This window comes from Paracoccus zhejiangensis, from assembly GCF_002847445.1.
Classification (GTDB): domain Bacteria; phylum Pseudomonadota; class Alphaproteobacteria; order Rhodobacterales; family Rhodobacteraceae; genus Paracoccus; species Paracoccus zhejiangensis.
On record NZ_CP025430.1, the window covers coordinates 3,446,915 to 3,466,970 of the forward strand.

Annotated in this window: 16 protein-coding genes and 2 pseudogenes; 9 read left to right on the forward strand and 9 right to left on the reverse strand. The window is 63.1% G+C overall.

From position 1 onward, the window contains the following. Positions 1–123 precede the first annotated feature (123 nt). The 3 genes and pseudogenes from CX676_RS23330 to istA form a co-directional block, all read right to left on the reverse strand. Positions 124–533, reverse strand: a pseudogene (locus CX676_RS23330) (integrase core domain-containing protein); the annotation flags it as partial. Between the two features lie 433 nt (positions 534–966). Further along, positions 967–1,731 (reverse strand): IS21-like element helper ATPase IstB, encoded by a 765-nt coding sequence (gene istB, locus CX676_RS16715; RefSeq protein WP_028095139.1) that lies wholly within the window; start codon positions 1,729–1,731, stop codon positions 967–969. Then, positions 1,728–3,215 carry an IS21 family transposase gene (gene istA, locus CX676_RS16720; RefSeq protein WP_157935981.1) on the reverse strand — a complete coding sequence of 496 codons (1,488 nt, stop codon included), beginning with the start codon at positions 3,213–3,215 and terminating at the stop codon, positions 1,728–1,730. Before istA ends, istB begins: the two co-directional genes overlap by 4 nt. A gap of 43 nt (positions 3,216–3,258) precedes the next feature. Between istA and CX676_RS16725 the strand changes: the two genes are divergently transcribed. From CX676_RS16725 to CX676_RS16735, 3 genes are all read left to right on the forward strand, one after another. Further along, entirely contained in the window at positions 3,259–4,425 is a 1,167-nt protein-coding gene (locus CX676_RS16725; protein WP_101753562.1) for a phytoene desaturase family protein, read from the forward strand. Positions 4,426–4,448: 23 nt separating this feature from the next. Continuing rightward, on the forward strand, positions 4,449–5,039 hold the full coding sequence (locus CX676_RS16730) for a cytochrome c3 family protein (protein ID WP_101753563.1): 591 nt from the start codon (positions 4,449–4,451) through the stop codon (positions 5,037–5,039). Between the two features lie 402 nt (positions 5,040–5,441). Continuing rightward, positions 5,442–5,969, forward strand: coding sequence for a type 1 periplasmic-binding domain-containing protein (locus CX676_RS16735; RefSeq protein WP_101753564.1), 528 nt, complete (start codon positions 5,442–5,444; stop codon positions 5,967–5,969). A 48-nt stretch (positions 5,970–6,017) separates the two neighbouring features. Here the strand turns inward: CX676_RS16735 and CX676_RS23045 are convergent, their stop codons facing one another. Continuing rightward, positions 6,018–6,578: a hypothetical protein gene (locus CX676_RS23045; RefSeq protein ID WP_232816500.1), complete on the reverse strand. Its 561-nt coding sequence runs from the start codon at positions 6,576–6,578 to the stop codon at positions 6,018–6,020. 93 nt (positions 6,579–6,671) lie between these two features. Here CX676_RS23045 and CX676_RS16740 point away from each other — a divergent pair, with 93 nt between their 5' ends. Then, positions 6,672–11,144, forward strand: a complete 4,473-nt coding sequence (locus CX676_RS16740; RefSeq protein ID WP_232816501.1) for a RecQ family ATP-dependent DNA helicase — start codon at positions 6,672–6,674, stop codon at positions 11,142–11,144. A 789-nt stretch (positions 11,145–11,933) separates the two neighbouring features. Here the strand turns inward: CX676_RS16740 and CX676_RS16745 are convergent. Then, entirely contained in the window at positions 11,934–12,554 is a 621-nt protein-coding gene (locus tag CX676_RS16745; protein WP_157935982.1) for a hypothetical protein, read from the reverse strand. A 180-nt stretch (positions 12,555–12,734) separates the two neighbouring features. On the opposite strand from CX676_RS16745, the pseudogene CX676_RS23050 reads away from it, so the two are divergent. Next, positions 12,735–13,460: pseudogene (locus tag CX676_RS23050) on the forward strand (transposase); the annotation flags it as partial. Here the strand turns inward: CX676_RS23050 and CX676_RS23335 are convergent. Further along, a complete protein-coding gene (locus CX676_RS23335; protein WP_408634465.1) occupies positions 13,398–13,721 on the reverse strand; it encodes a transposase in 324 nt (107 codons plus the stop codon). The pseudogene CX676_RS23050 and the gene CX676_RS23335 overlap by 63 nt on opposite strands. Before the next feature lie 631 nt (positions 13,722–14,352). On the opposite strand from CX676_RS23335, the gene rarD reads away from it, so the two are divergent. The 3 genes from rarD (at position 14,353) to recO (ending at position 16,536) form a co-directional block, all read left to right on the forward strand. Further along, positions 14,353–15,291: an EamA family transporter RarD gene (rarD, locus tag CX676_RS16760; protein ID WP_101753568.1), complete on the forward strand. Its 939-nt coding sequence runs from the start codon at positions 14,353–14,355 to the stop codon at positions 15,289–15,291. 15 nt (positions 15,292–15,306) lie between these two features. Continuing rightward, positions 15,307–15,735 (forward strand): VOC family protein, encoded by a 429-nt coding sequence (locus tag CX676_RS16765; RefSeq protein ID WP_101754402.1) that lies wholly within the window; start codon positions 15,307–15,309, stop codon positions 15,733–15,735. A 78-nt stretch (positions 15,736–15,813) separates the two neighbouring features. Further along, on the forward strand, positions 15,814–16,536 hold the full coding sequence (gene recO / locus CX676_RS16770) for a DNA repair protein RecO (protein WP_101754403.1): 723 nt from the start codon (positions 15,814–15,816) through the stop codon (positions 16,534–16,536). 8 nt (positions 16,537–16,544) lie between these two features. On the opposite strand, the gene CX676_RS16775 is transcribed toward recO, so the two are convergent. The 3 genes from CX676_RS16775 to CX676_RS16785 all read right to left on the reverse strand — a co-directional run bounded on the left by CX676_RS16775 (position 16,545) and on the right by CX676_RS16785 (position 19,088). Next, a complete protein-coding gene (locus tag CX676_RS16775) occupies positions 16,545–16,967 on the reverse strand; it encodes an META domain-containing protein (protein WP_101753569.1) in 423 nt (140 codons plus the stop codon). Further along, a complete protein-coding gene (locus CX676_RS16780; RefSeq protein WP_101753570.1) occupies positions 16,967–17,371 on the reverse strand; it encodes an META domain-containing protein in 405 nt (134 codons plus the stop codon). The genes CX676_RS16775 and CX676_RS16780 overlap by 1 nt, the downstream gene beginning before the upstream one ends. Positions 17,372–17,480: 109 nt before the next feature. After that, positions 17,481–19,088 carry an acyl-CoA dehydrogenase family protein gene (locus tag CX676_RS16785; RefSeq protein WP_101753571.1) on the reverse strand — a complete coding sequence of 536 codons (1,608 nt, stop codon included), beginning with the start codon at positions 19,086–19,088 and terminating at the stop codon, positions 17,481–17,483. Between the two features lie 202 nt (positions 19,089–19,290). Between CX676_RS16785 and CX676_RS16790 the strand changes: the two genes are divergently transcribed. Next, positions 19,291–20,055 carry a sulfite exporter TauE/SafE family protein gene (locus tag CX676_RS16790; RefSeq protein ID WP_101753572.1) on the forward strand — a complete coding sequence of 255 codons (765 nt, stop codon included), beginning with the start codon at positions 19,291–19,293 and terminating at the stop codon, positions 20,053–20,055. The last annotated feature ends 1 nt before the right edge of the window (position 20,056 follow it).

Here is a 20,056-nt window from a genome sequence, read left to right on the forward strand (position 1 = left end):
ACCTCGGATCAGCGCGCCGACTCGGTCGCGATAGGTGCGCGCCATGGACGGATGGATCCGCACCGGGTCGGGGCTCGGGTTGGTGATCAACCCCATCTGAGTGGTCCATTTGGAAGGTTGGTGTATGACCGGTCTTTGGTCCATCGGGGCGATGGCTTCTGGGGCTGGTGGGCGATAGCCCAATCCGCTGTATGGTCGTTTTGTGTTGTAGCGTTTCCTCCATTCCTCGATCAGGATCTGCACCTCGCGCAGGCTATGGAAGACTTTCTCGCTCAGCATCCCGTCGCGAAAGCGCGCGTTGAAGCTCTTCCGATACCCGTTCTCCCGGGGCGATCCCGGTTCGATATAGGCCTTCTGCGCCCCGACTGGATCGCCAGGGCCACAAACTCGGGGCCATTGTCGGAGCGAATGAGCGCCGGGATGTCGCGCAGGATGAACAGATCCATCAGGGCATCAATCATATCAGTTGAGTTAAGTTTGCGCCGCACCCTAATCGTCAGGCATTCGCGGCTAAACTCGTCAAGAATACTCAGCGTCAGATGCGACACGGCACGTCTAAGCCGCTCATACTCCTGCTGAGGACGCTCCAGCTCCTTGAGTTGGTCTACGCCCATTCCGCGTTCGCCACCGGCAATAGGTCTGTTCGACAAGATCGATCCGCCTGATAGCATCCAGGCGGGAACGGCCTTGCCCCATCAAAACCTCAACCTGTCGCAACTTCGAAACAATTTCTTCCGCCTTCGGTCGCTTGTTGGCCATTCTCGATCCTCCGTTTCCTCAGAATAGCGACGGACCACTTCACTTGGGGAGAATCAGAGCTGGAAAAATCCTGTTCCAGGTCAGTGTGTCAACGGCGGAGCAAAAACCGGCCACGGGGCGGCGCAAAAGCAGGCCACTTTCTTGCGCGCTTGAGCCCGCCGGGAGGGCGTAGCCCGAGCGGCGGGCTCAAGCGCGCGTTGCGGTTTTCTATGGGGTCTGGCCGGCGTTTCGGGCCCGACTTTGCGCGAGCCTGTAGCTCTCGCCATTCATCTCGAGGATGTTGACGTGGTGGGTCAGGCGGTCGAGCAGAGCGCCGGTCAGCCGCTCTGTTCCGAAGGTCTCGGTCCATTCGTCGAACGGCAGGTTGCTGGTGATGAGCGTGGCGCCGCGCTCGTAGCGTTGCGAGATCATCTCGAAGAGTAGCTCGGCGCCGGTCTTTGACAGAGGCACGAAGCCCAGTTCATCGATGATGAGCAGTTTGACCGAAGCCAGCTGCTTCTGGAGCCGCAGGAGGCGGCGCTCGTCGCGGGCTTCCATCAACTCGTTGACCAGTGCCGCGGCCGTAGTGAAGCTGACCGACATTCCTTTCTGACAAGCGGCCAGTCCCAGCCCCAGAGCAACATGCGTCTTGCCCGTGCCACTCGGTCCGAGCGCAATGACGTTTTCGCGCCGCTCGATCCATTCGCAACGGGCAAGGTCCAGCACCTGCATCTTGTTGAGCTTCGGGATCGCCTTGAAGTCGAAGCTGTCCAGGCTCTTCTTGGCGGGGAACTTTGCAACCTTGATCCGGCGTTCGATCATCCGTCCCTCGCGGTCGATCAGTTCCAGTTCGACCAGTCGGGCGAGGAACTGGACGTGGTCCAGGCCCTCGGCTGCACATTGGCGCGCCAGCTTCTCGTGCTCCCGCAAGAAGGTCGGGAGCTTCAGCGTCTTCAGGTGATGAGCAAGCAGGATCTGCGGCGCACCGGTCATGCCGCGTCTCCCGACAGCAGAGACATGTAGCTTGCCGCCGAGGTGGTCCCCACGTTGGCCCGCGGCAGGTAGGGATAGACATCGAGGTCCAGCTTCGGCGGCCGTTTCTCAACATGGCAGAGAGCGAGGTGCTTCACGGCATCGAAGCCGACAGCGCCCAATTGCAGGGCCTTCTTCACGGCCGCGTGGAGATCATCGATGTCGAAGGTTTCCAGCAGGCGCAAAACCTGCACATATTCCCGGCGTCCCGCCTTGATCATCCGCGCCTCCATCAGGCGGCGCAGGGTTGCGAACTCCGGCGGCAGGTTCCATTCGGCAAGAGGCGCGGCCTGATCCAAAGCATTGATCTTCCTCTCGATGAGCGGGAGGTAATGCACCGGATCGAACACCATGTCCTCGCGGTCATAGCAGCGGGGGTGGCGTGCGATGAGCTCGCCACCGCAGCCGATCACAACCTCGTCGACATAGCCCCTGATCCAGACATCGCGGTGGCCGTAGGCGACCGGCACCGAGTAATCGTTGGTCTTGTAGCGCACCAGCGCTTGGGAACTGACTCGCCCGGTGGCTTGGTCGCAGGCATCGAACGGCGCGGGTGGCAGATCAGACATCACGACCAGATCTCGCACGAGGCGTTCCCCGATGGTCTCGGACTGGCCGCGCAGAACATCCGCCTGACGTTTGCGACACTGCTCCTCCAGATAGGCGTTGAACGAAGCCCAACTCACAAACCGCGGGACCGGGACCATGAAGTTGCGGCGGGAATAGCCGACCAATCCTTCCGCGTTGCCCTTGTCGTTCCCCTTGCCGGGGCGGCCATAGCGGTCTCGGAACAGGTAGTGGGACAGGAACCCGCTGAAGAGCGTGGCCCGCTGACGTGTGCCGTCCGCCAGGATCTTCGCAACAAGACAGCGATCGTTGTCGTAGAGGACCGATACCGGCACCCTGCCGAAGAAGGCGAAGGCGTGGACGTGGCCGTCTACCCAGGCTTCCGCTGTCGCCGCGGGATAGGCGCGCACGAAGCAGGCATCACTGTGCGGCAAGTCCATAACGAAGAAGTGCGCCTTCTGCTCGACGCCGCCGATGACGACCACAGCCTCGCCGAAGTCGGCCTGGGCATGTCCTGGCGGATGGGCTAGCGGCACGAAAATCTCTCGGCCGCGCCGCTCGCGCTCCCGCATATAGTCCTTGATGATCGTATAGCCGTCGGTGAAGCCATGCTCATCGCGAAGCCGCTCGAATACCCGCTTCGCCGTGTGCCGTTGCTTTCGATGGACCTCGCGATCCCCCTCCAGCCAGCCATCGATGATCTCGGTGAACCCATCCAGCTTCGGCCGCTTCACCGGCGCCGTCCGCCGGTATCCAGGCGGAACCGAGAACGCCAACATCTTCCGAACGCTGTCGCGGGAAACCCCAAACTGACGCGCAGCCTCGCGCTGGCTCATGCCTTCTGAACAAGCCAGGCGAACCTTCCGATACAAATCCACGGTGAAAATCCTCCCGCCCTCCCTGTCGCCAGAAAGGGTAAAGGTGGACGACTTTTACGCCGCCCGCAGCGGGCTCATCCCGCCGCTACCGTGGTCGACTTTCTCACCGCCGTTCTCAGACCCGGCCAGCTCCGATCCCTCGCGCGAGGCGATCTTCTTCCAGCGGCTCGAGGTGCTGTCGGGCTTCGATGCCGCGCGGCAATTGTGGGAAAGCCCGCAGATGCAGGCGGCGAACATCTCGGGCGGGCGCTGGGGCGGGGTGCAGGGCAGCGACCCGGGCAGCGGGTCGCAGGCCTGGTCGATGCTGACCCATATGAACGGGAGGCCGATGCCCAAGGGCGGTTCTGGCATGGTCAGCACCTCGCTTGGCCGCTTCATCGAGGCGCATCAGGGCACGGTCCTGACCAATATGCCGGTGGTGGCGCTGATGATCGAGGACGGCCGCTGCACCGGCGTCGAATGCGCCGATGGCAGCCGCTTCCGGGGCCGCAAGGGCGTGGTCTCGACCATACATGTCAAGCATCTGATGCAGATGGCGCCCTCGGATCTTTGGGGGCAGGCCTTCACCGACAGCGTCGAGGTCTGGCAACCCGAAATGGCCATGTTCGCCTTCCATTTCGCGCTGAAGGGATCGCCCGAATATCCGCTGGCCGGGGGTGGTTCGGTCACCGGGGCCGAGGCCTCGATCATGGAGCGTCCGGAAAGCATCTTCAAACTGAACGAGGACAATGCCCGGGGCGAGCTGACGCTGGAAGATTATCCGCTGCAGATCGTCCATGCCGCCGGCTATGACCGCAGTCGCGCGCCCGACGGCTTTTCGCTGCTGAAGATCGAGGGCGGGATGCCCTATGCGCTGAAGGAAGGCCCCGAGCATTGGGACGCGATCAAGGACGAGGTCGCCGATCAGGTGCTGGACCGCTACCTGCGCTATACCCCGAACCTCACGCGCGAGAATGTGCTGGCGCGGGTGATCATGAGCCCGATCGACATCGAGCGGATGAACCCCGCCATGTGGCGCGGCAGCGTGCATCATCTGGACAAGCGCTGGGGCAATTTCGCGCCCTACCGGATGCCGATCCCGGGGCTTTACCAGACCGGGGCCTGCACCGCGCCGGGCGGGTCGGTCACCGGCCAGCCCGGCCGCAACGCCGCCATCGCCATTCTGGAAGATGACGGCAAGACGTTGGCCGAGGTGGTCGGAAGGGGTTGAGTTTCAGCAAGGGGGGGCATCTCATGCTCCGTTGGATTGCTTTCACCGGGTTTGCCGTCCTTGGCGCCGGCATGGCCATGGTCACGGTCGCGCCGGTCACCGCGCAGCAGGAGGCGCCCCCGCCCGCCGAACGGGTGGTCGAGCCGGTTCAGGCCAACCCGAACCCGCCGCCTGCACCGAACCAGCCCTTGCCCTATAGCCATCAATGGCATGTGGGCGAGCTGGGGCTCGACTGCACCACCTGCCATGTGAACCCCGATCCCGGCAATATGATGACCTTCCCGGCCACCCAGACCTGCATGGATTGCCACAGCGACATCGCCATCGAGAAAGAGCCGATCCAGCGCCTGACCCAGTATCACGAAGCGCAGGAGCAGATCCCCTGGGAACGGGTCTATCAGGTCCTGCCCGGCGTTACGTGGAGCCATCGCACCCATATCGATGCCGGGGTCGATTGCACCTCCTGCCACAGCGCGGTCTCGGAGATGCCGCAGATGCAGGAGGTGACGGCGGTGACCAGCATGGCCAGCTGCATGAACTGCCACGAACAGCAGGGCGCGCCGAATACCTGCGTGACCTGCCACAGCTGGCCGAATGCCGGGAATACGCCGTAGGGCTGCTGGCGGAGGGGTCTCGCCCCCATGTCAAGGATGTCCCTCTGTCGGCGCGATCGTGACTCGTCTCGAGGGCGGAGGAAGCTGGCGAAGCTCTGCGGAAGTCCGAGCACATGCATTCGAAACCCGTTGCGCCAGATCGAGCGCACGCCGCTGCCTTCGTGCCCTACGGCGCCGATCAGGCATTCGATATCGGCCTCAAGAATCAGCTGTAGGACGGCCTCGGCGATGTCGCGTTCCAAGTCGCAGTGATAGTGCTTGGTCAGAAGCTCGGAGAGCTCCATGCCTCGCCGTGGTTGCTTGGACCAGTGGCGCTCCCATGCCTCGGTCTTGATCATCGGAGTTTTCATAGACCCCATGGTCGACGTAGCGTAACTTCACCATGAACATACGGCATATGCGTTGGTCGAGCCCCGGCGCGACGACCCACTGGTCGCCCATTTCGAAGGTCGCAGCATCCGCATCGTCTCGTTCGGAACTGTGCCCGACCGCCTCGACATTCCCGCAGTTGACCTGCGCTCGCACGAGACGGCAAAGCTGCTCCTCTATCATCTGGCGATGCAGGGATGCCGCTGCGTGGCGGCGCTGGTGGCGTCAGCCGAGCGGACCAGCCAGATCGAAAGCGCCGCGGCCTACACCGCCTTTATCGGCAGCCGCCGCGCGCCGTCGCTGATGCTGAGGCTCGACGAGGAGGGCGGCGAGGAGATCGGCTATCGCGAGACCCTGCGGCTTCTGCGCGAGACGCCGAAAATCGACGGCATCTTTGCCGCTGTCGACCTGCATCTGCCGGTGATCGCCGAGGAGGCGGTGAACCTGCTTTTCGATCGGATCGAGGGCCGGAGCCGCAAGGTCAGGGCCGAACTGTCGGATCTGATCGTGAGACGATCCTCGGTCGCCAAAGACGTGATCCGTTTCGATCGAGACACGTGATATTGACCTGAACACATAATCCCGAGACGATTGCAGCATTTGGAATGATCAATCGGATTGGACCTGCCGTTCAATATGGACTCCCGTTCCCGCGAATTTCTCGAGCGTTGCCTTTCCCTTGATCTCGAGGTCGATCCCAAATCCGCCAGGATATTCGCGTTTGCCGCCGCGCGATGTGATGAAACCCCGGCCATCATTTCCCACAAGGGTGCGGTAGAGGAGGCTCTCGACAAACTGGATGATGCCTTGCCCGCGACCGGACATCTGATCGGCCACAATATCCTGCGTCACGACCTGCCACATCTGATGGCGGTCCGGCCAAGGCTGGCGAGACTGGCGCAGGACGCGATTGACACACTGTGGCAGAACCCGTTGGCGTTTCCGCGCAATCCCTATCATCGGCTGGTCAAGCATTACCATGATGGGCGATTGCAGGTCGGCCATGTGAATGATCCGGAACAGGATGCACGTCTGGTATTTCAGGTGCTGGAAAACCAGATCGAGGCGTTCGGCCAGCTGAATGTCAAGGAACCAGACGCGTTGATCGCGTATCATCTGCTGACGACGCGGGGCGAGGCATCGTGTGGGTTTGATGCCGTCTTCCGGCATGTCCGCGGCGCAGCCTGCCCTTCTTCCGCAACGGCCCATGAGGCGATCCGGCGGCTGCTTTCGGGGCGTGCCTGCGACAGACGGGTCGATCAGGTGCTAAGCCGGCTGGTCGATCCGAGGCTTGGCTGGCCCATGGCCTATGCGCTGGCCTGGATCTCGGTCGCTGGTGGGGATTCTGTCATGCCACCCTGGGTGCGGATGCAGTTCCGGGAGGCCTCGCTGATCGTGCGGCATCTGCGCGATACCGCCTGCGATAGCCCCGACTGCAGCTGGTGCCGCGAGCAGAGCGACCCGGGCCGCGCCCTGACCCGCTGGTTTGGATTCGATGCGTTTCGTCCGCAGCCCCAGGAACCTGAAACCGGTCGGCCCCTGCAGGAGCGGATTGTCGAAGAGGCGATGCGGGGTCAAAGCATCCTTGGCATTCTGCCGACGGGGACCGGAAAATCTCTCTGCTACCAGATCCCGGCACTGACGAAATTCGACAAGACCGGGGCACTGACGGTGGTGATCTCGCCGCTGGTCGCGCTGATGGCGGACCAGGTGCAGGGGATGGAACGGGCGGGGATCTCGTCGGCTGTAACCATCAACGGAATGCTGTCCATGCCCGAGCGGCAGAATGCGCTGGATCAGGTGCGGATGGGCGAGGCGGCGATCCTGCTGATCTCGCCAGAACAACTGCGCAGTGTCACGGTCCGTTCGGTGCTGAGACAGCGCGAGGTCGGGCTTTGGGTGCTCGACGAAGCCCATTGCGTTTCGAAATGGGGGCACGATTTCCGGCCCGACTACCGCTATATCTCGCGCTTCATCAGGGAAACCTCGGGCGATGAACCGGCGCCGCCGGTCCTGTGCCTGACGGCCACCGCCAAGCCCGAGGTGGTGCAGGACATCCGCGAACATTTCCACTCGCGGCTGGATGTTGATCTGTTGCTGCTGGACGGTGGCGCGGCGCGCACCAATTTGTCCTTCGAGGTGCGCGAAACGCAGCGCAATACCAAACTGGCCGATATTCTGGACGTGATAGAGGCGAAGCTGCCGGCCGAGGGCGTATCAGGCGCGGTGGTCTATTGCGCCACCCGCAGCGCGACCGAACGCGTCGCCAACTTTCTGAAAGGGCAAGGGCTTGCCGCCGAGCATTTCCATGCCGGGCTGACCCCCGACGTAAAACGCGACATTCAGGAAAGGTTCCGCGTTGGCGCCTTGCGGATCATCGCCGCGACAAATGCCTTTGGCATGGGAATCGACAAGCCTGATATCCGGCTGGTCGTGCATGGTGATATTCCGGGATCGCTGGAAAACTATCTGCAAGAGGCCGGGCGTGCAGGCCGCGACCGGGCTCATGCCAACTGCGTGCTGCTGTTCTCGACCGAGGATGTCGAGCGGCAGTTTTCCCTGTCGGCGCGCTCGCGGCTGGCGCGGCACGAGATCGGCGCAATCCTCAGGGCGTTGCGCCGGATCGATGGCCGAACCGAGAAATCCGGCGAGGTCGTCGCCACCTCTGGCGAGATCGTCCGGGCCGAGCGTGATCAGGAATTCGCGCGCGACAGCGCCACCGATGATACCCGCGTCAAGACGGCCGTTTCCTGGCTGGAGGAGGCCAGTCTACTGTCGCGCGAGGAAAACCGGGTGAAGGTGTTTCCGTCCTCGTTGCGCATCCGTAATCTGGACCAGGTCGAGCAGATCCTCTTCCGCCAGTCGATCACCGGTGTGAGGCGCAAGCAGTTGCTGGATATCGTCCGCCATCTGATGAATGCACCGGCCGATCTGGGGATTTCCACCGACGAGCTAACCGGCGTCAGCGGGCTGACAGGGGCGGGGCTGAACAAGGCGATGGCCGATCTCGAGACGCTTGGCATTGCCCGCAACGATCTGGCGGTGACGGTCTTTGTCCATGTCGGGGTTGAGGGGCATTCGCAGAGCCGGTACGCGCAAGCGTCGCGATGGGAGGCCGAGTTGATCGCGCTGATGCGCGAGGTCGCGCCGGATGCTGATGGCACGTCGGCTGTGCCGCTGCATTTGGCCGAGACCTGTCAGGCGTTGCGCGACAGGGGCCATGGGGCGGTGCGCCCCGATGTCATTGAAAAGCTCTTGCGTGGCATGGCGCGCGACGGGCGTGACCAGGATGGCGGACGCGGCAATCTGCATCTGCGCAAGGACTCGCGCAATACGCTGCTGGTCACATTGCAGCGGCCCTGGCAGGTGGTGGAGCAGACGGCGGTTATCCGGCGTCAGGGTGCGGAATTGCTGCTGACCCATCTGACCGGCAAGGTCGCGAAAGGGACGCGCGGCAAGGATCTGCAGGTGGAAACCACGATGGGCGACCTGCTGGCCAGCCTGACCGGCGATGCCTTTCTGCGCAGTGCGGTGCAAGACATGAACAAGCTGATGGAGCGCGCCCTGCTGTGGCTGCATGAGCAGGAGGTGGTGACGCTCGGCAAGGGGCTGACGGTATTTCGCCCGGCGATGACAGTGCATCTGCGACCGGGTCGCGAGACCTTCACCGTCGACCATTTCACGCCGCTTGAACAGCATTATGCCGAACAGACGATCCAGACCCATGTGATGGCCGCCTATGCTCAGCAGGGTCTCGAGGCAATGGACCGGGCCGAGAAGCTTTCAAGTGATTACTTCCAGCTCGATCAGGACAGCTTCCTGAACAAGTGGCTGCCGGGTCGCGGCGCCGAAATCGGTCGACAGACAACCGGCATCTCGTGGCGCTCGATCGTCGAGGCGCTGAACAATCCAGTGCAGCAAAAGATCGTTGCCGATGATCGCGAACAGACCAATGTTCTGGTCCTGGCCGGACCCGGATCGGGCAAGACCCGGGTGCTGGTGCATCGCATCGCCTATCTGATCCGTGTCCGGCGCGAGGATCCGCGCGGCATTCTGGTCCTGGCCTATAATCGCCATGCTGCGGCAGAGATCCGCGCGCGGCTGCGCCATCTGATCGGGGACGATGCAATTCATGTTACCGTTTCGACCTGTCATGCCATGGCCATGCGGCTGGTCGGGGCAAGCTTCGCCGGGGCCACCGGAAGCGACCACGATTTTGATGGCATCGTGCTGGAGGCCGTCCGGCAGCTGAATGGCGAGGGGCTGAGCAAGGCCGAGGCCGAAGCGCAGCGCGATGCGCTCATACAGGGATATCGATGGATTCTGGTCGACGAGTACCAGGATATCGGGCCCGAGGAATATGCGCTGATCGCGGCGATCGCCGGGCGATCGCTTGAAGATCCCGATCTGCGTCTGAGCCTGTTCGCCGTGGGTGACGATGATCAGAACATCTATGCATTCGCCGGCGCCTCGGTGGACTTCATTCGCCGCTTCGAAGGTGAGTATCGCGCTAAGCCCGAATACCTGATCGAGAACTACCGCTCGTCCCGTCACATCATCGATGCCGCCAATGCCGTGATTGCCCCGGCCGGGGCACGAATGAAGGCCGATCAGCAGATCACAATTGACCGCAAGCGCGCAGGGCACCCCGCCGGCGGGGCGCTCGCTGATCTCGATCCCGTCGCCGCCGGTCGCGTGCAGCTTTTGCGATGCCCGTCCGGGGCCGTCGCCCAGGCCGTCGCGGCTGTGGACGAGCTTCTGCGCTTGTCCCGCCTCGATCCTGACTGGAGCTGGTCCCGCGCCGCGATCATCTCGCGCGAGTGGAAGCGGTTGGGGCCGGTCCGTGCCTATGCTGAGGCTTGCGGCATTCCCGTCGAGATGGCCAACGAGAGCCTTCCGAATATCTGGCGGCTGCGCGAGATGCAGATTTTTGTTGCCGCGATCAGACAGGATCCCGCTGCGCGGCTGGGGATCGGGGATTTGGTTGAACGGCTGAACTGCCAGCCGGGCAACCGGTGGATTGATCTTATCGCCGAGGGCATTGCCGCGCTGGCGCGCGAGATCGCCGACAAGACGATTCCGGCGCCCGACCTGATCGAGTGGTTCGCCGAATGGGCACGTGATACGCGAGGTGAGCAGCGCGGGCTGTTGCTGCTGACCGCGCATCGCGCCAAAGGGCTGGAATTCAACGATGTGGTCATTCTTGACGGGGGCTGGGAAAAGCCATCGCGGGGAGAAGACCGCGATGCCCCCCGCCGCCTGTTTTACGTCGCCATGACCCGCGCGCGCCGAAGCCTGTCGGTGATGGCGGATGGCAGGCATCCGTTCCTGGCCACTGGCGAGGCGCTGCTGCAGCGCGAGGTCCGGCCCGACTGTCGGGTGCTACAGGGGCGGTCAGAGCATTATGTGATGCCCGAGATGAAACTGGTAGATCTGTCCTGGGCCGGACGGCAGGCATCCGCCAGTACCGAGCTTGCCGCAATTGGTGTCGGCGATCCGGTGAATCTCGTCTACCGCGAGCTGAATGGCAAACGCGGCTGGTATATCTGCGATCTGGACGGGCGGGTCCTTGGCCGTATGTCAGGCGGGTTCTCTCCCCCCGGGGGCTTGACGTTCCTGCGCGGCGAGGTCGGCGCGGTTATCCGCTGGCGCAAGCGCGACAACAGCGAAGAATATCGCAGCCACATCCGCCGGGATGAGTGGGAGGTGGTTCTGCCGGAACTGGTATTCGGGTAGAGACAGGTAATGCGGGATCGAGGGAAGGCAAAGCCTGCGCCGCTTTTTCATCCGCGAACCAAACGGCTAGCGCAACCCTCCCGTCAGGTCACGGTAGGGCCGAGGCGATTGACGGCGGCTGGTACCTTTCGCGGCGTAAGCAACTCATGGGGGAGGCGCAGATGCGAAGCGCAAGGATGAAATCTATTCGTGGTCCTAACAATCAACGCGCTAGGTCCTCCCGCAGCTGGTTTCAGTCACCGAAAGCTATCTTTGCTTCGCAATCGGTTATGGTCCATTTGACGTGAGGCATGACCTGAAGATTGTGGTGGTTTCGGCGATTATTCGCGTCATCAAGCTGATGAATGCGCAAACAAGGATGATCCGAAACAGTGTCCAAATCCTGCCCCGTAAGCTAAAAAATAATAACGATTATAACGAATTATACCCGCACAGCGCGAGGGTTTTGACGTTACTGCTGCACCAGTGGAAGCACATTGGAAGCACGAAGGGCGTGACCTGCTCACCTGAAACATCCGCGGTCTGAGATTAGTATGTTGTCCATCTGATGTGCTACCCAACGCGTCATCGGCCGCTGTCAGAGTTTCTGCCATTTGGTCGGATACACGGGCTGGCTGCGTGTGCCAATTTGATCAGCGCCGCCGGGACTTTGTTGCCGATCGCGCCATGAGGCCGCTCCTCGTCGTAGTCTCTAGGCCATCCCCGTCGTCAAATGGCAGGTCAAGCTTGGGCGTTCCAAGATATTCAATGCCGTCGATAACCGTGTAACCCATTACATGCTCCGTCCTGCTATCGACCGTCAAAATAGTCGGCGTAGGCTGTCATCCATCCGTCCGACACGCCGCTACCCTGCAGCAGCTCGTCGCATATGAAGGGCAGGGACTGCGGTCTGCCGAATTCGGCCAATCGGTCCACCTCTTCCGCTTCCGGCGATGGGGCGCTATCGAAGCCGCAGAAGACCAAGCCGTGCGAAGGCTTCAACCCTGCCTCGATCAACGCCAAAATACGCTCCCGTGCGCAATCCTGATCCGCATCGCATTCCAGGTTGATCTGCAGAAGCGTCTCAACGTCCCAGCCATACCGCGCTTCGACCGAAGGCATCGCGTCGCGCTGCTCAAGCCGCTGCGTATAGTATTTCTCCAAGGCGTCGGGGTCGTCTTTCGCCAGAAGAAACTGGCCTAGCGCGCTTTCTGGGCATTGATCAGGGTCGCTACTGTCAACCCGCCCCGTCAGGTAACCTTGCGCTGACTGGATATAGGCAAGCGCCCCGTCAAAGCCGGAACCAGCTTGTGCTCCTTGACACAAGGGTGTCATTTCCGTGGCCTCGCCGCGCTGATCGGCAAGAATCCATGCGCCGGCACCAGCGAGCAGCGCAAGACCAAGAACGGAAACTAATCTCAGTTGAGCCAAATTTTTCCACCCGCTAGTTTGATGCCCGTGCCAACCAGTTCGATTTCGCCGCTAGCCTTGAGCACAAGACGAGACTGGCCTCAACTTAGCACAAGCGCCTTTGACGCCCCCTAAGAACTGGACCATTTGAGGCTGGAGTTTTCAGTTAACATTTCCTGGTTGGGAAAGGAGCTGAGAACAATGCAGGCATCGAAGTTTGCGGAAGCGCAAAAGGCATTCATCCTGAAACAGGTCGAGGAAGGCACATCGGTTGCCGAGATCTGTCGTAAGGCCGGGATCGGCCAGTCGACCTACTTTGCGTGGAGGAAGAAGTATGGCGGCTTGCTACCGGACGAGATGCGCCGGCTGAAGCAACTCGAGGACGAGAACGCGCGGCTGAAGCGCAATTTGGCCGACCTGACATTGGATCGCCAGATGGTGCAGGGTGTCGTGCGGCGAGAGCTCTGAAGCTGGAACGGACGCGCGAGCTGGTTCGCGGGATGTGCGCAGACTGGGCAGTTTCGATCTGCACGGGGTTGTCGTCGGCGCGCCATCGGTCCGAGCGCAGATGACAACGGGAGCCTCCGGTTCGACTGTTCGAGCTACCACTACAAGTCCCGCCGCACCGATCCGGCAGAGTTGAAACGGCGGATCAAGGAGAGATGCGAAATATGAGCCGTCGAGGCGCCATCGGTTCGAGCCCGACGGCGATTGATGTGCGGTATGGGCATCGCCGCGTTTACGTCGTCCTTGATCGGGAAGGCTCGGAGGTCAGTATCAAGATCGTATATAATTTTTTACAAAGAGTTAGGCCTCCGGCTGCGGAAGATCGATGCGTGAGCCGCCACTGGTTCAAGGCCACGCCTAGGGCCGAAGCGGCGGGTGAGGGCCAAGCTGCGCGATGACCGGGCGAAAGCTGTCGGGCCGCTGCGCGAGTGCCGGATGGCCTGAATTTGCGCCCCCTTTTTCGCAGTGTGTCGACCGATCGGAGCGCTCGGCGGTAAAGCCGATGCTCGGTTCATCGAGCAACACTGTCTGTGCCGCAAGGGTGACAAAGAAGCGCCCCCAAATGCCGCGATGGCTCCAACGGTTGAAACGATTATAGGTCGTCGTCACAGGCCCATAGCCGGGCGGACAATCCTGCCCTCGGCATCCGACATGCAATACATGGATGATCCCGCTGATCATGCGGCGATCGTCCGCCCTCCTCGCACCCGGCTGGCTCGCCGGCAAAAAGCGGCTCAATCGCCAGCCAAGCCCGACCCGAAAGCCAAAATGGGACTGCCATCACCGAGCTCCCATTGTCCTGTCGGAGAAGTGCCATCAGAAGAATGACAACAGATCAGTATCTTAATTGGGTTTGGTGCCTGGGCGATTCTGCCAGATCTCAACTGTGGCGGCTACGAGGCCTTTCGTTGAACCGGCCGAATGCCTGCCGGAACGACCAGACCATTGGTGTGCAGCGCGAGGGCATTGGGCGCATCTGAGGTTAACAACACCGCGTGCGAGTATGTCGCGGCACGGGTGCCGACCCTGGCAGGTGACGGCGGGACCGATGTCGTGGTTGAAGCCGTAGGCTCTGAAATGACCTGTCTCGCCGCGTCCGACGCCGGCTATGTCGCCGGGCATATTCTCGTTGTCAACGTCGGGGCTTTGCGCAGGTTTTGAAAGGGGTAGCCGATTTCACGTCGAAGGCCGCCATCGCAACTGCGGCGTCGAGTTTGGCGTACGGTGCGCTCGTGCAGCTTGCGTCCGAGTGGCCCAGCCTCGCCTCCGCTTCCCCCTTCCCCCTCCCACCTTTGCAGCCTATGCAAACCAAATGAGCACGATCCCCGATCCCAACAGCGATTCGCCGCGCGGCCTGGTCTTTGCGCTGGCCGCCTATGTCCTGTGGGGATTCCTGCCCCTCTACATGAAGGCGCTGGACCATATTTCGCCCTTCGAGATCATTGCCCATCGGGTGATCTGGTCGCTGCCCATCGCCGCCGTCGTGCTGTTCTGGCAGGGCCGCAGTGCCGATGTGCTGACTGCGCTGCGCACCCCACGTCTGCTGGCGATGGCCGCGCTGACGGCGGCGCTGATCTCGGTCAACTGGCTGATCTATGTCTGGGCGGTGACCAACGATCACGCCATGGATGCGGCGCTTGGCTATTACATCAACCCGTTGTTCAGCATCTTCCTTGGCGCGATGCTGCTGGGCGAGCGGCTGAACCGGCTGCAGAAGCTGGCGGTCGCGCTGGCCGCCGCCGCGGTGATCCTGCTGACGGTCGAGGCCGGGCGCCTGCCGCTGGTGGCCGTTGGGCTGACGCTCAGCTGGGGCTTCTATGCCTATTGCAAGAAAAGCCTGCCGCTTGGTCCCAATCAGGGGTTCACGCTCGAGGTGTTGCTGCTGCTTCCGCTCGCCATCGGCTATGTCATCTGGCTGCAGGTGAACGGGCAAAGCCACTTCGCGCAGGGTAATCTCAAGGACAGCATCCTCCTGATCCTCGCCGGTCCGGCCACCGCCATCCCGCTGATGTTCTATGCCAATGGCGCCAAGCTGGTACGGCTTTCGACCATCGGCACGCTGCAATACATCACCCCCACCATGGTCTTCATCACCGCGCTTCTGGTCTTTGGCGAACCCTTTGAGGGGGCGCGGCTGATCGCCTTTCCGATGATCTGGTTGGCGCTGGTGATCTATTCGGTTACGCTGATCCGAGAGGCTGGCCAACGCCGCCGCACGCGCCGGGACATGGCCAGCCAACGTGCAAACTAGGAGGCTCTCGTGCCCCTGCCGCGTCAACGCGTTACGCTGATTACGCTCGGAACCCGCGACCTGATCCGTGCCCGCAACTTCTACGAGGCTTGGGGCTGGAAGCTGCACCCCCGGTCGCAGGACGGTGTCGCCTTCTACCAGATGCAGGGTGCCGTTCTGGGGCTGTTCGGGCTGAAGGACCTGGCCGAGGACCAGGGGCGCCCCGATGCCGAGCTGGGCATGGGGGCGATCACCCTGGCGCAGAACTGCCCGACCGATGCCGAGACCGATGCAACGTTCCAAGCGGCGATCGCCGCCGGTGGCACGGTGCTGAAGAAGCCCGAAAAGGTCTTCTGGGGCGGCTATTCCGGCTATTTCTCCGATCCCGACGGCCATGTCTGGGAGATCGCCACCAACCCCTTCTGGCCGCTGGCCGCTGATGGCAGCCTGACCCTTCCAGACTGACTTTCAAAGGGGGCTGAGCGCCCCTTTGCGCTTTGGCGCGGAATGCGGCAGGCTGCCCGCCAGCACGGGGAAACCGACATGGAATGGCAGGCCGAGGGCACGGTGATCACGCGCCGCGCGCATGGGGAAAACGCCATCATCATCGAAGTGATGACGGTGGAGTTCGGCCGCCATGCCGGGCTGGTGCCGGGGGGTGCCTCGCAGAAGCGGGCGGCGCTGCTGCAACCGGGGAACCGCCTCTCGCTGCGCTGGCGGGCGCGGCTGGATGACCAGCTGGGCACCTTTGCCGCCGAACCCCTGCGCGCCCGTCCGGGGCTGATGGCCGATCCGCTGGCTCTGGCCGGGCTGAACGCCGTCTGCGCGATGCTGGGATTTGCCCTGCCCGAACGCGACCCGCATCCCGGCCTGACACTGTCGACCGAGGCGCTGCTGGACCGGATGGATGCGGGCGGGGACTGGGCCGAGGATTATCTGCACTGGGAAATGCAGCTTCTCGACGAGATGGGCTTCGGCCTCGATCTCGTCGATTGCGCGGTAACCGGCGCGCGGGAGGGGCTGGCCTATGTCAGCCCGCGCTCGGGCCGGGCCGTTAGTCGGGCCGGGGCAGGGGAATGGGCGGACCGCCTTTTACCGCTGCCGGCGATCCTCGGCGGGGCCGGGGACAATCGCGGCCGGGGCATTGCCGAGGGGCTGGCCATCACTGGGCATTTTCTGGATGCCCGGCTGGCGCGGGAGCTGGTGGGAAAGCCGCTGCCAGCCGCGCGGGGGCGGCTGGTGCGGCGTTTGGCCGGGGGGAGCTGAGGCGGGCCTCAGCCTTCCGGGGTATGCGGCGTATAGACCAGTTCCGGGCCGCTGCCGGTCAGGGTCAGCCGGCCACCTTCGAAGCGGGCGGCAGTTGCCCCCTCGATTGCCGCGAAATAGCCGGTCTCCTGCGGCATGCGGTCGCCGATGCAGGCCATCCGCGTCGACACGACCGGCCCGATGGCCAGTTCCGGCAGCGTGCCCGCCTGCGCCCCGCTGTAGCGGTTGCAGAAGCCGGCACCGCTGATCCGGTCCGCCTCGAGCAGCAGGGTCACATGGGCGGATTCGACATCCTGCCCGCCCATGCTGACCAGCTGGTAATCACCAAGCGGCACCGCAGCCGCGCTGCCACCCGTTGTTGCCGCCGGCTCGCAAGCCGCCAGCAGCAGCGGTGCCAGTGCCAGCGCGGCAACTTTCCCCAGCCCGCGCATCAGAGCGGCCGACCGGGTTCGAATTGCATGTAGGTCGGACCCTTCACCAGCAGAACGCCGCCCTGGTAGTCGGCACTGGTGGCGCTGCGCACGGCCTCGAAGAAGCGCTGTTCCTGCCGGGCTTCGCCGCAGGGCGCGCTGGTCGGCACGAAATTCGTCACCTGGATCGCCGGCAGGGCGGCGGCATTGGTGGCGGTGAAGCTGTTGCAGGGGCCGCTGCCGAGGATCTGGTTGCCGGTGAAACGGACGGCCATGTTGCGCTCGGGCACGGCGTCCTGACCGATGCCGACCAGATAATAGCTTTCCAGCGGCACGTTGCCGGTCAGGCCATTGGCAGAGGGCACCGGCTCACAGGCGGCAAGGGCGGTGAGGGCGGCAAGCAGGGTGACGGCGGGGCGGATCATGGCAGTGTCCTCGTGAAGCTGAACTTTTGTGTGTCAGCAACGCCTTACACCGGATTTTCGTTCCTTGCACGCCCCTTCACGCAGGCCTGACCGCTTGCCCGGCCACGTGTCACCCCAGCAACCGCCGCGCGATCACCTGCGCCTGGATCTCGGCCGCTCCCTCGAAGATGTTCAGGATGCGGGCATCGCAGAGCACCCGGCTGATCTGATATTCCAGCGCGAAACCGTTACCCCCATGAATTTGCAGGGCATTGTCGGCGCTGGCCCAGGCAATCCGCGCGCCCAGCAGCTTCGCCATCCCGGCCTCGAGATCACAGCGATGGCCGTGATCCTTTTCCCAGGCACTGAAATAGGTCAGTTGCCGGGCGATCATGATTTCGACCACCATCATCGCCAGCTTGTCGGCGACGCGGGGGAAATGGATCAGCGATTTGCCGAACTGCTTGCGGTCCAGCGCATATTGCAGGCCCAGTTCCAGCGCGTTCTGCGCCACGCCAATGGCGCGGGCGGCGGTCTGGATGCGGGCGCTTTCGAAGGTCTGCATCAGCTGCTTGAAGCCCTGGCCTGTGACTCCGCCCAACAGGTTCTCGCCCTTGACCTCGAACCCGTCGAAGCCGAGCTCGTATTCCTTCATCCCGCGATAGCCCAGAACCTCGATCTCGCCGCCGGTCATGCCGGGGGTGGGGAACGGATCCTCGGCGGTGCCGGGGGTCTTTTCGGCGATGAACATCGACAAGCCGCGATAATCGTCGGTCGCGGGATCGGTTCGCGCCAAGAGCGTCATCACATGGGTGCGGGCAGCATGGGTGATCCAGGTCTTGTTGCCGGTGACCTTCCAGTCCAGCCCGTCCTTGACCGCGCGGGTGCGCAGGCTGCCCAGGTCGCTGCCGGTATTCGGCTCTGTGAAGACGGCGGTGGGCAGGATCTCTCCGCTGGCCAGTTTCGGCAGCCAGTGTTCCTTCTGCTCGTCCGTGCCGCCGCCCAAGATCAGCTCTGCCGCGATCTCGCTGCGGGTGCCAAGCGAGCCGACGCCGATATAGCCGCGCGACAGTTCCTCGGAGACGACGACCATCGCCGCCTTGGACATGCCGAGACCGCCCAGTTCCTCCGGAATGGTCAGGCCGAACACGCCGAGTTCCGCCAGCTCGTCGATGATCTCGATCGGGATCAGCTCGTCCCTCAGATGCCAGCCATGGGCATGGGGCACGACCTTGTCATCGGCCCAACGGCGGAACTGGTCGCGGATCATCTCCAGATCCTCGTCCAGCCCGGTGGCGCCAAAGGTGGCGCTGCCGCGATTGTCGGCGACCAGCTCGGCCAGACGGGCGCGGGCGGCGGGGGTGTTGCCGGCCATCAGCGCGCGTGCAGCCTCGGACGGCTGCCACTCTATCCCCAGATCCGACAGCCGGGCGAATTCGTTCTGGCTCATCAGGATGCCGCCGGCAATCTGGCTCAGATATTCGCCAAAGCCGATCTGCAGGATCAGCCGCTCGATCTCGCCATCGACACGGGCCGACCATGCCGAAAGCTGCTTCAGCGCCTCGACATAGGTGGCCAGCCAGGACAGGGCGTGCGCCGCATGCTGGTTCTGTTCCAGAAGTGCCGCATCGACCTTGCCGCCGGGGGCCACGATGTCGCGCAGCGCCGAGGTGGCGCGGGCTTGCAGATCATCCAGTTCGGGCAGGATCGCTTCGGGTGTCTGGGCCATGTCTTTCATCGAATCCTCGCATTGCGGCGTTGCAGCATCCCTAGGCGCTTTGCAGTCGCAGCGCAACTATAATGCGCAAGATGTGATATGAACGAATGAAAATGTCGCGTTAGTCCGGAAGGCTGCGCCGCCGATCCGGGCGCTTGTTCGTTCTCTGCAGATTCTGCAACCCGGCTTCCCTTCGCCTGAAGCTCCGGCTAGCGTGCGGCCCATGTTCGGGTTGGAAATCTGGCAGTTCTGGGCGGCCATCGGCATCACGCTTTTCGCGGGCTTCGTGAAGGGCGCGGTGGGCTTTGCCATGCCGATGATCATGATGTCCGCCTTCGGCTCGATCCTGCCCGCCACCACGGCGCTGGCGGCGCTGATCCTGCCGACGCTGGTGACCAATATCCAGCAGGCCTTCCGTCAGGGACGGGGCGAGATGATCGCCTCGGTCAAGCGGTTCCGGCTGCATATCGCCATGGTGGTGATCTTCATCGCCGTCTCGGCCGGCTTTGCCAAGATGATCCCGCAGGCAGTGATGTATATCCTGCTGGGCCTGCCGATCATGCTCTACGCGCTCTGGCAGCTGTCCGGGAGGTCGCTGACGATCCCGATCCATCACCGCAGCCGGGTCGAGGCGATCACCGGCATCATCGGCGGGCTCTATGGCGGCATCTCGGGCATCTGGGGGCCGCCGCTGATCGTCTATCTCCTGTCCATCGGCGTCGACAAGCGCGAGCAGGTGCGGGTGCAGGGGATCGTCTTCCTGATCGGGGCGGTGACATTGCTGGTCGCGCATCTGTTTTCCGGTGTGCTGAACGCGCAGACTCTGCCCTTCTCGCTGATCCTCTGCATTCCTGCCGTGATCGGGATGCAACTGGGCTTTGCCTTGCAGGACCGGCTGGATGTGGTGCAGTTTCGGCGCTGGACCCAGATCCTGCTGGTCATCAGCGGGGCCAACCTTGTCCGCCGTGCCTTTGAACTCTGGAGCTGAG

Excerpts from the sequence above, each read along its gene's own strand:
- recO (WP_101754403.1), top strand. The coding sequence starts at position 15,814 with ATGGAATGGCAGGCCGAGGGCACGGTGATCACGCGCCGCGCGCATGGG.
- CX676_RS16785 (WP_101753571.1), bottom strand. The coding sequence starts at position 19,088 with ATGAAAGACATGGCCCAGACACCCGAAGCGATCCTGCCCGAACTGGAT.
- CX676_RS16730 (WP_101753563.1), top strand. The coding sequence starts at position 4,449 with ATGCTCCGTTGGATTGCTTTCACCGGGTTTGCCGTCCTTGGCGCCGGC.
- istB (WP_028095139.1), bottom strand. The coding sequence starts at position 1,731 with ATGACCGGTGCGCCGCAGATCCTGCTTGCTCATCACCTGAAGACGCTG.
- CX676_RS16780 (WP_101753570.1), bottom strand. The coding sequence starts at position 17,371 with ATGATCCGCCCCGCCGTCACCCTGCTTGCCGCCCTCACCGCCCTTGCC.
- CX676_RS16775 (WP_101753569.1), bottom strand. The coding sequence starts at position 16,967 with ATGCGCGGGCTGGGGAAAGTTGCCGCGCTGGCACTGGCACCGCTGCTG.
- CX676_RS16790 (WP_101753572.1), top strand. The coding sequence starts at position 19,291 with ATGTTCGGGTTGGAAATCTGGCAGTTCTGGGCGGCCATCGGCATCACG.
- CX676_RS23045 (WP_232816500.1), bottom strand. The coding sequence starts at position 6,578 with ATGCCGGAAGACGGCATCAAACCCACACGATGCCTCGCCCCGCGTCGT.
- rarD (WP_101753568.1), top strand. The coding sequence starts at position 14,353 with ATGAGCACGATCCCCGATCCCAACAGCGATTCGCCGCGCGGCCTGGTC.
- CX676_RS23335 (WP_408634465.1), bottom strand. The coding sequence starts at position 13,721 with ATGATCAGCGGGATCATCCATGTATTGCATGTCGGATGCCGAGGGCAG.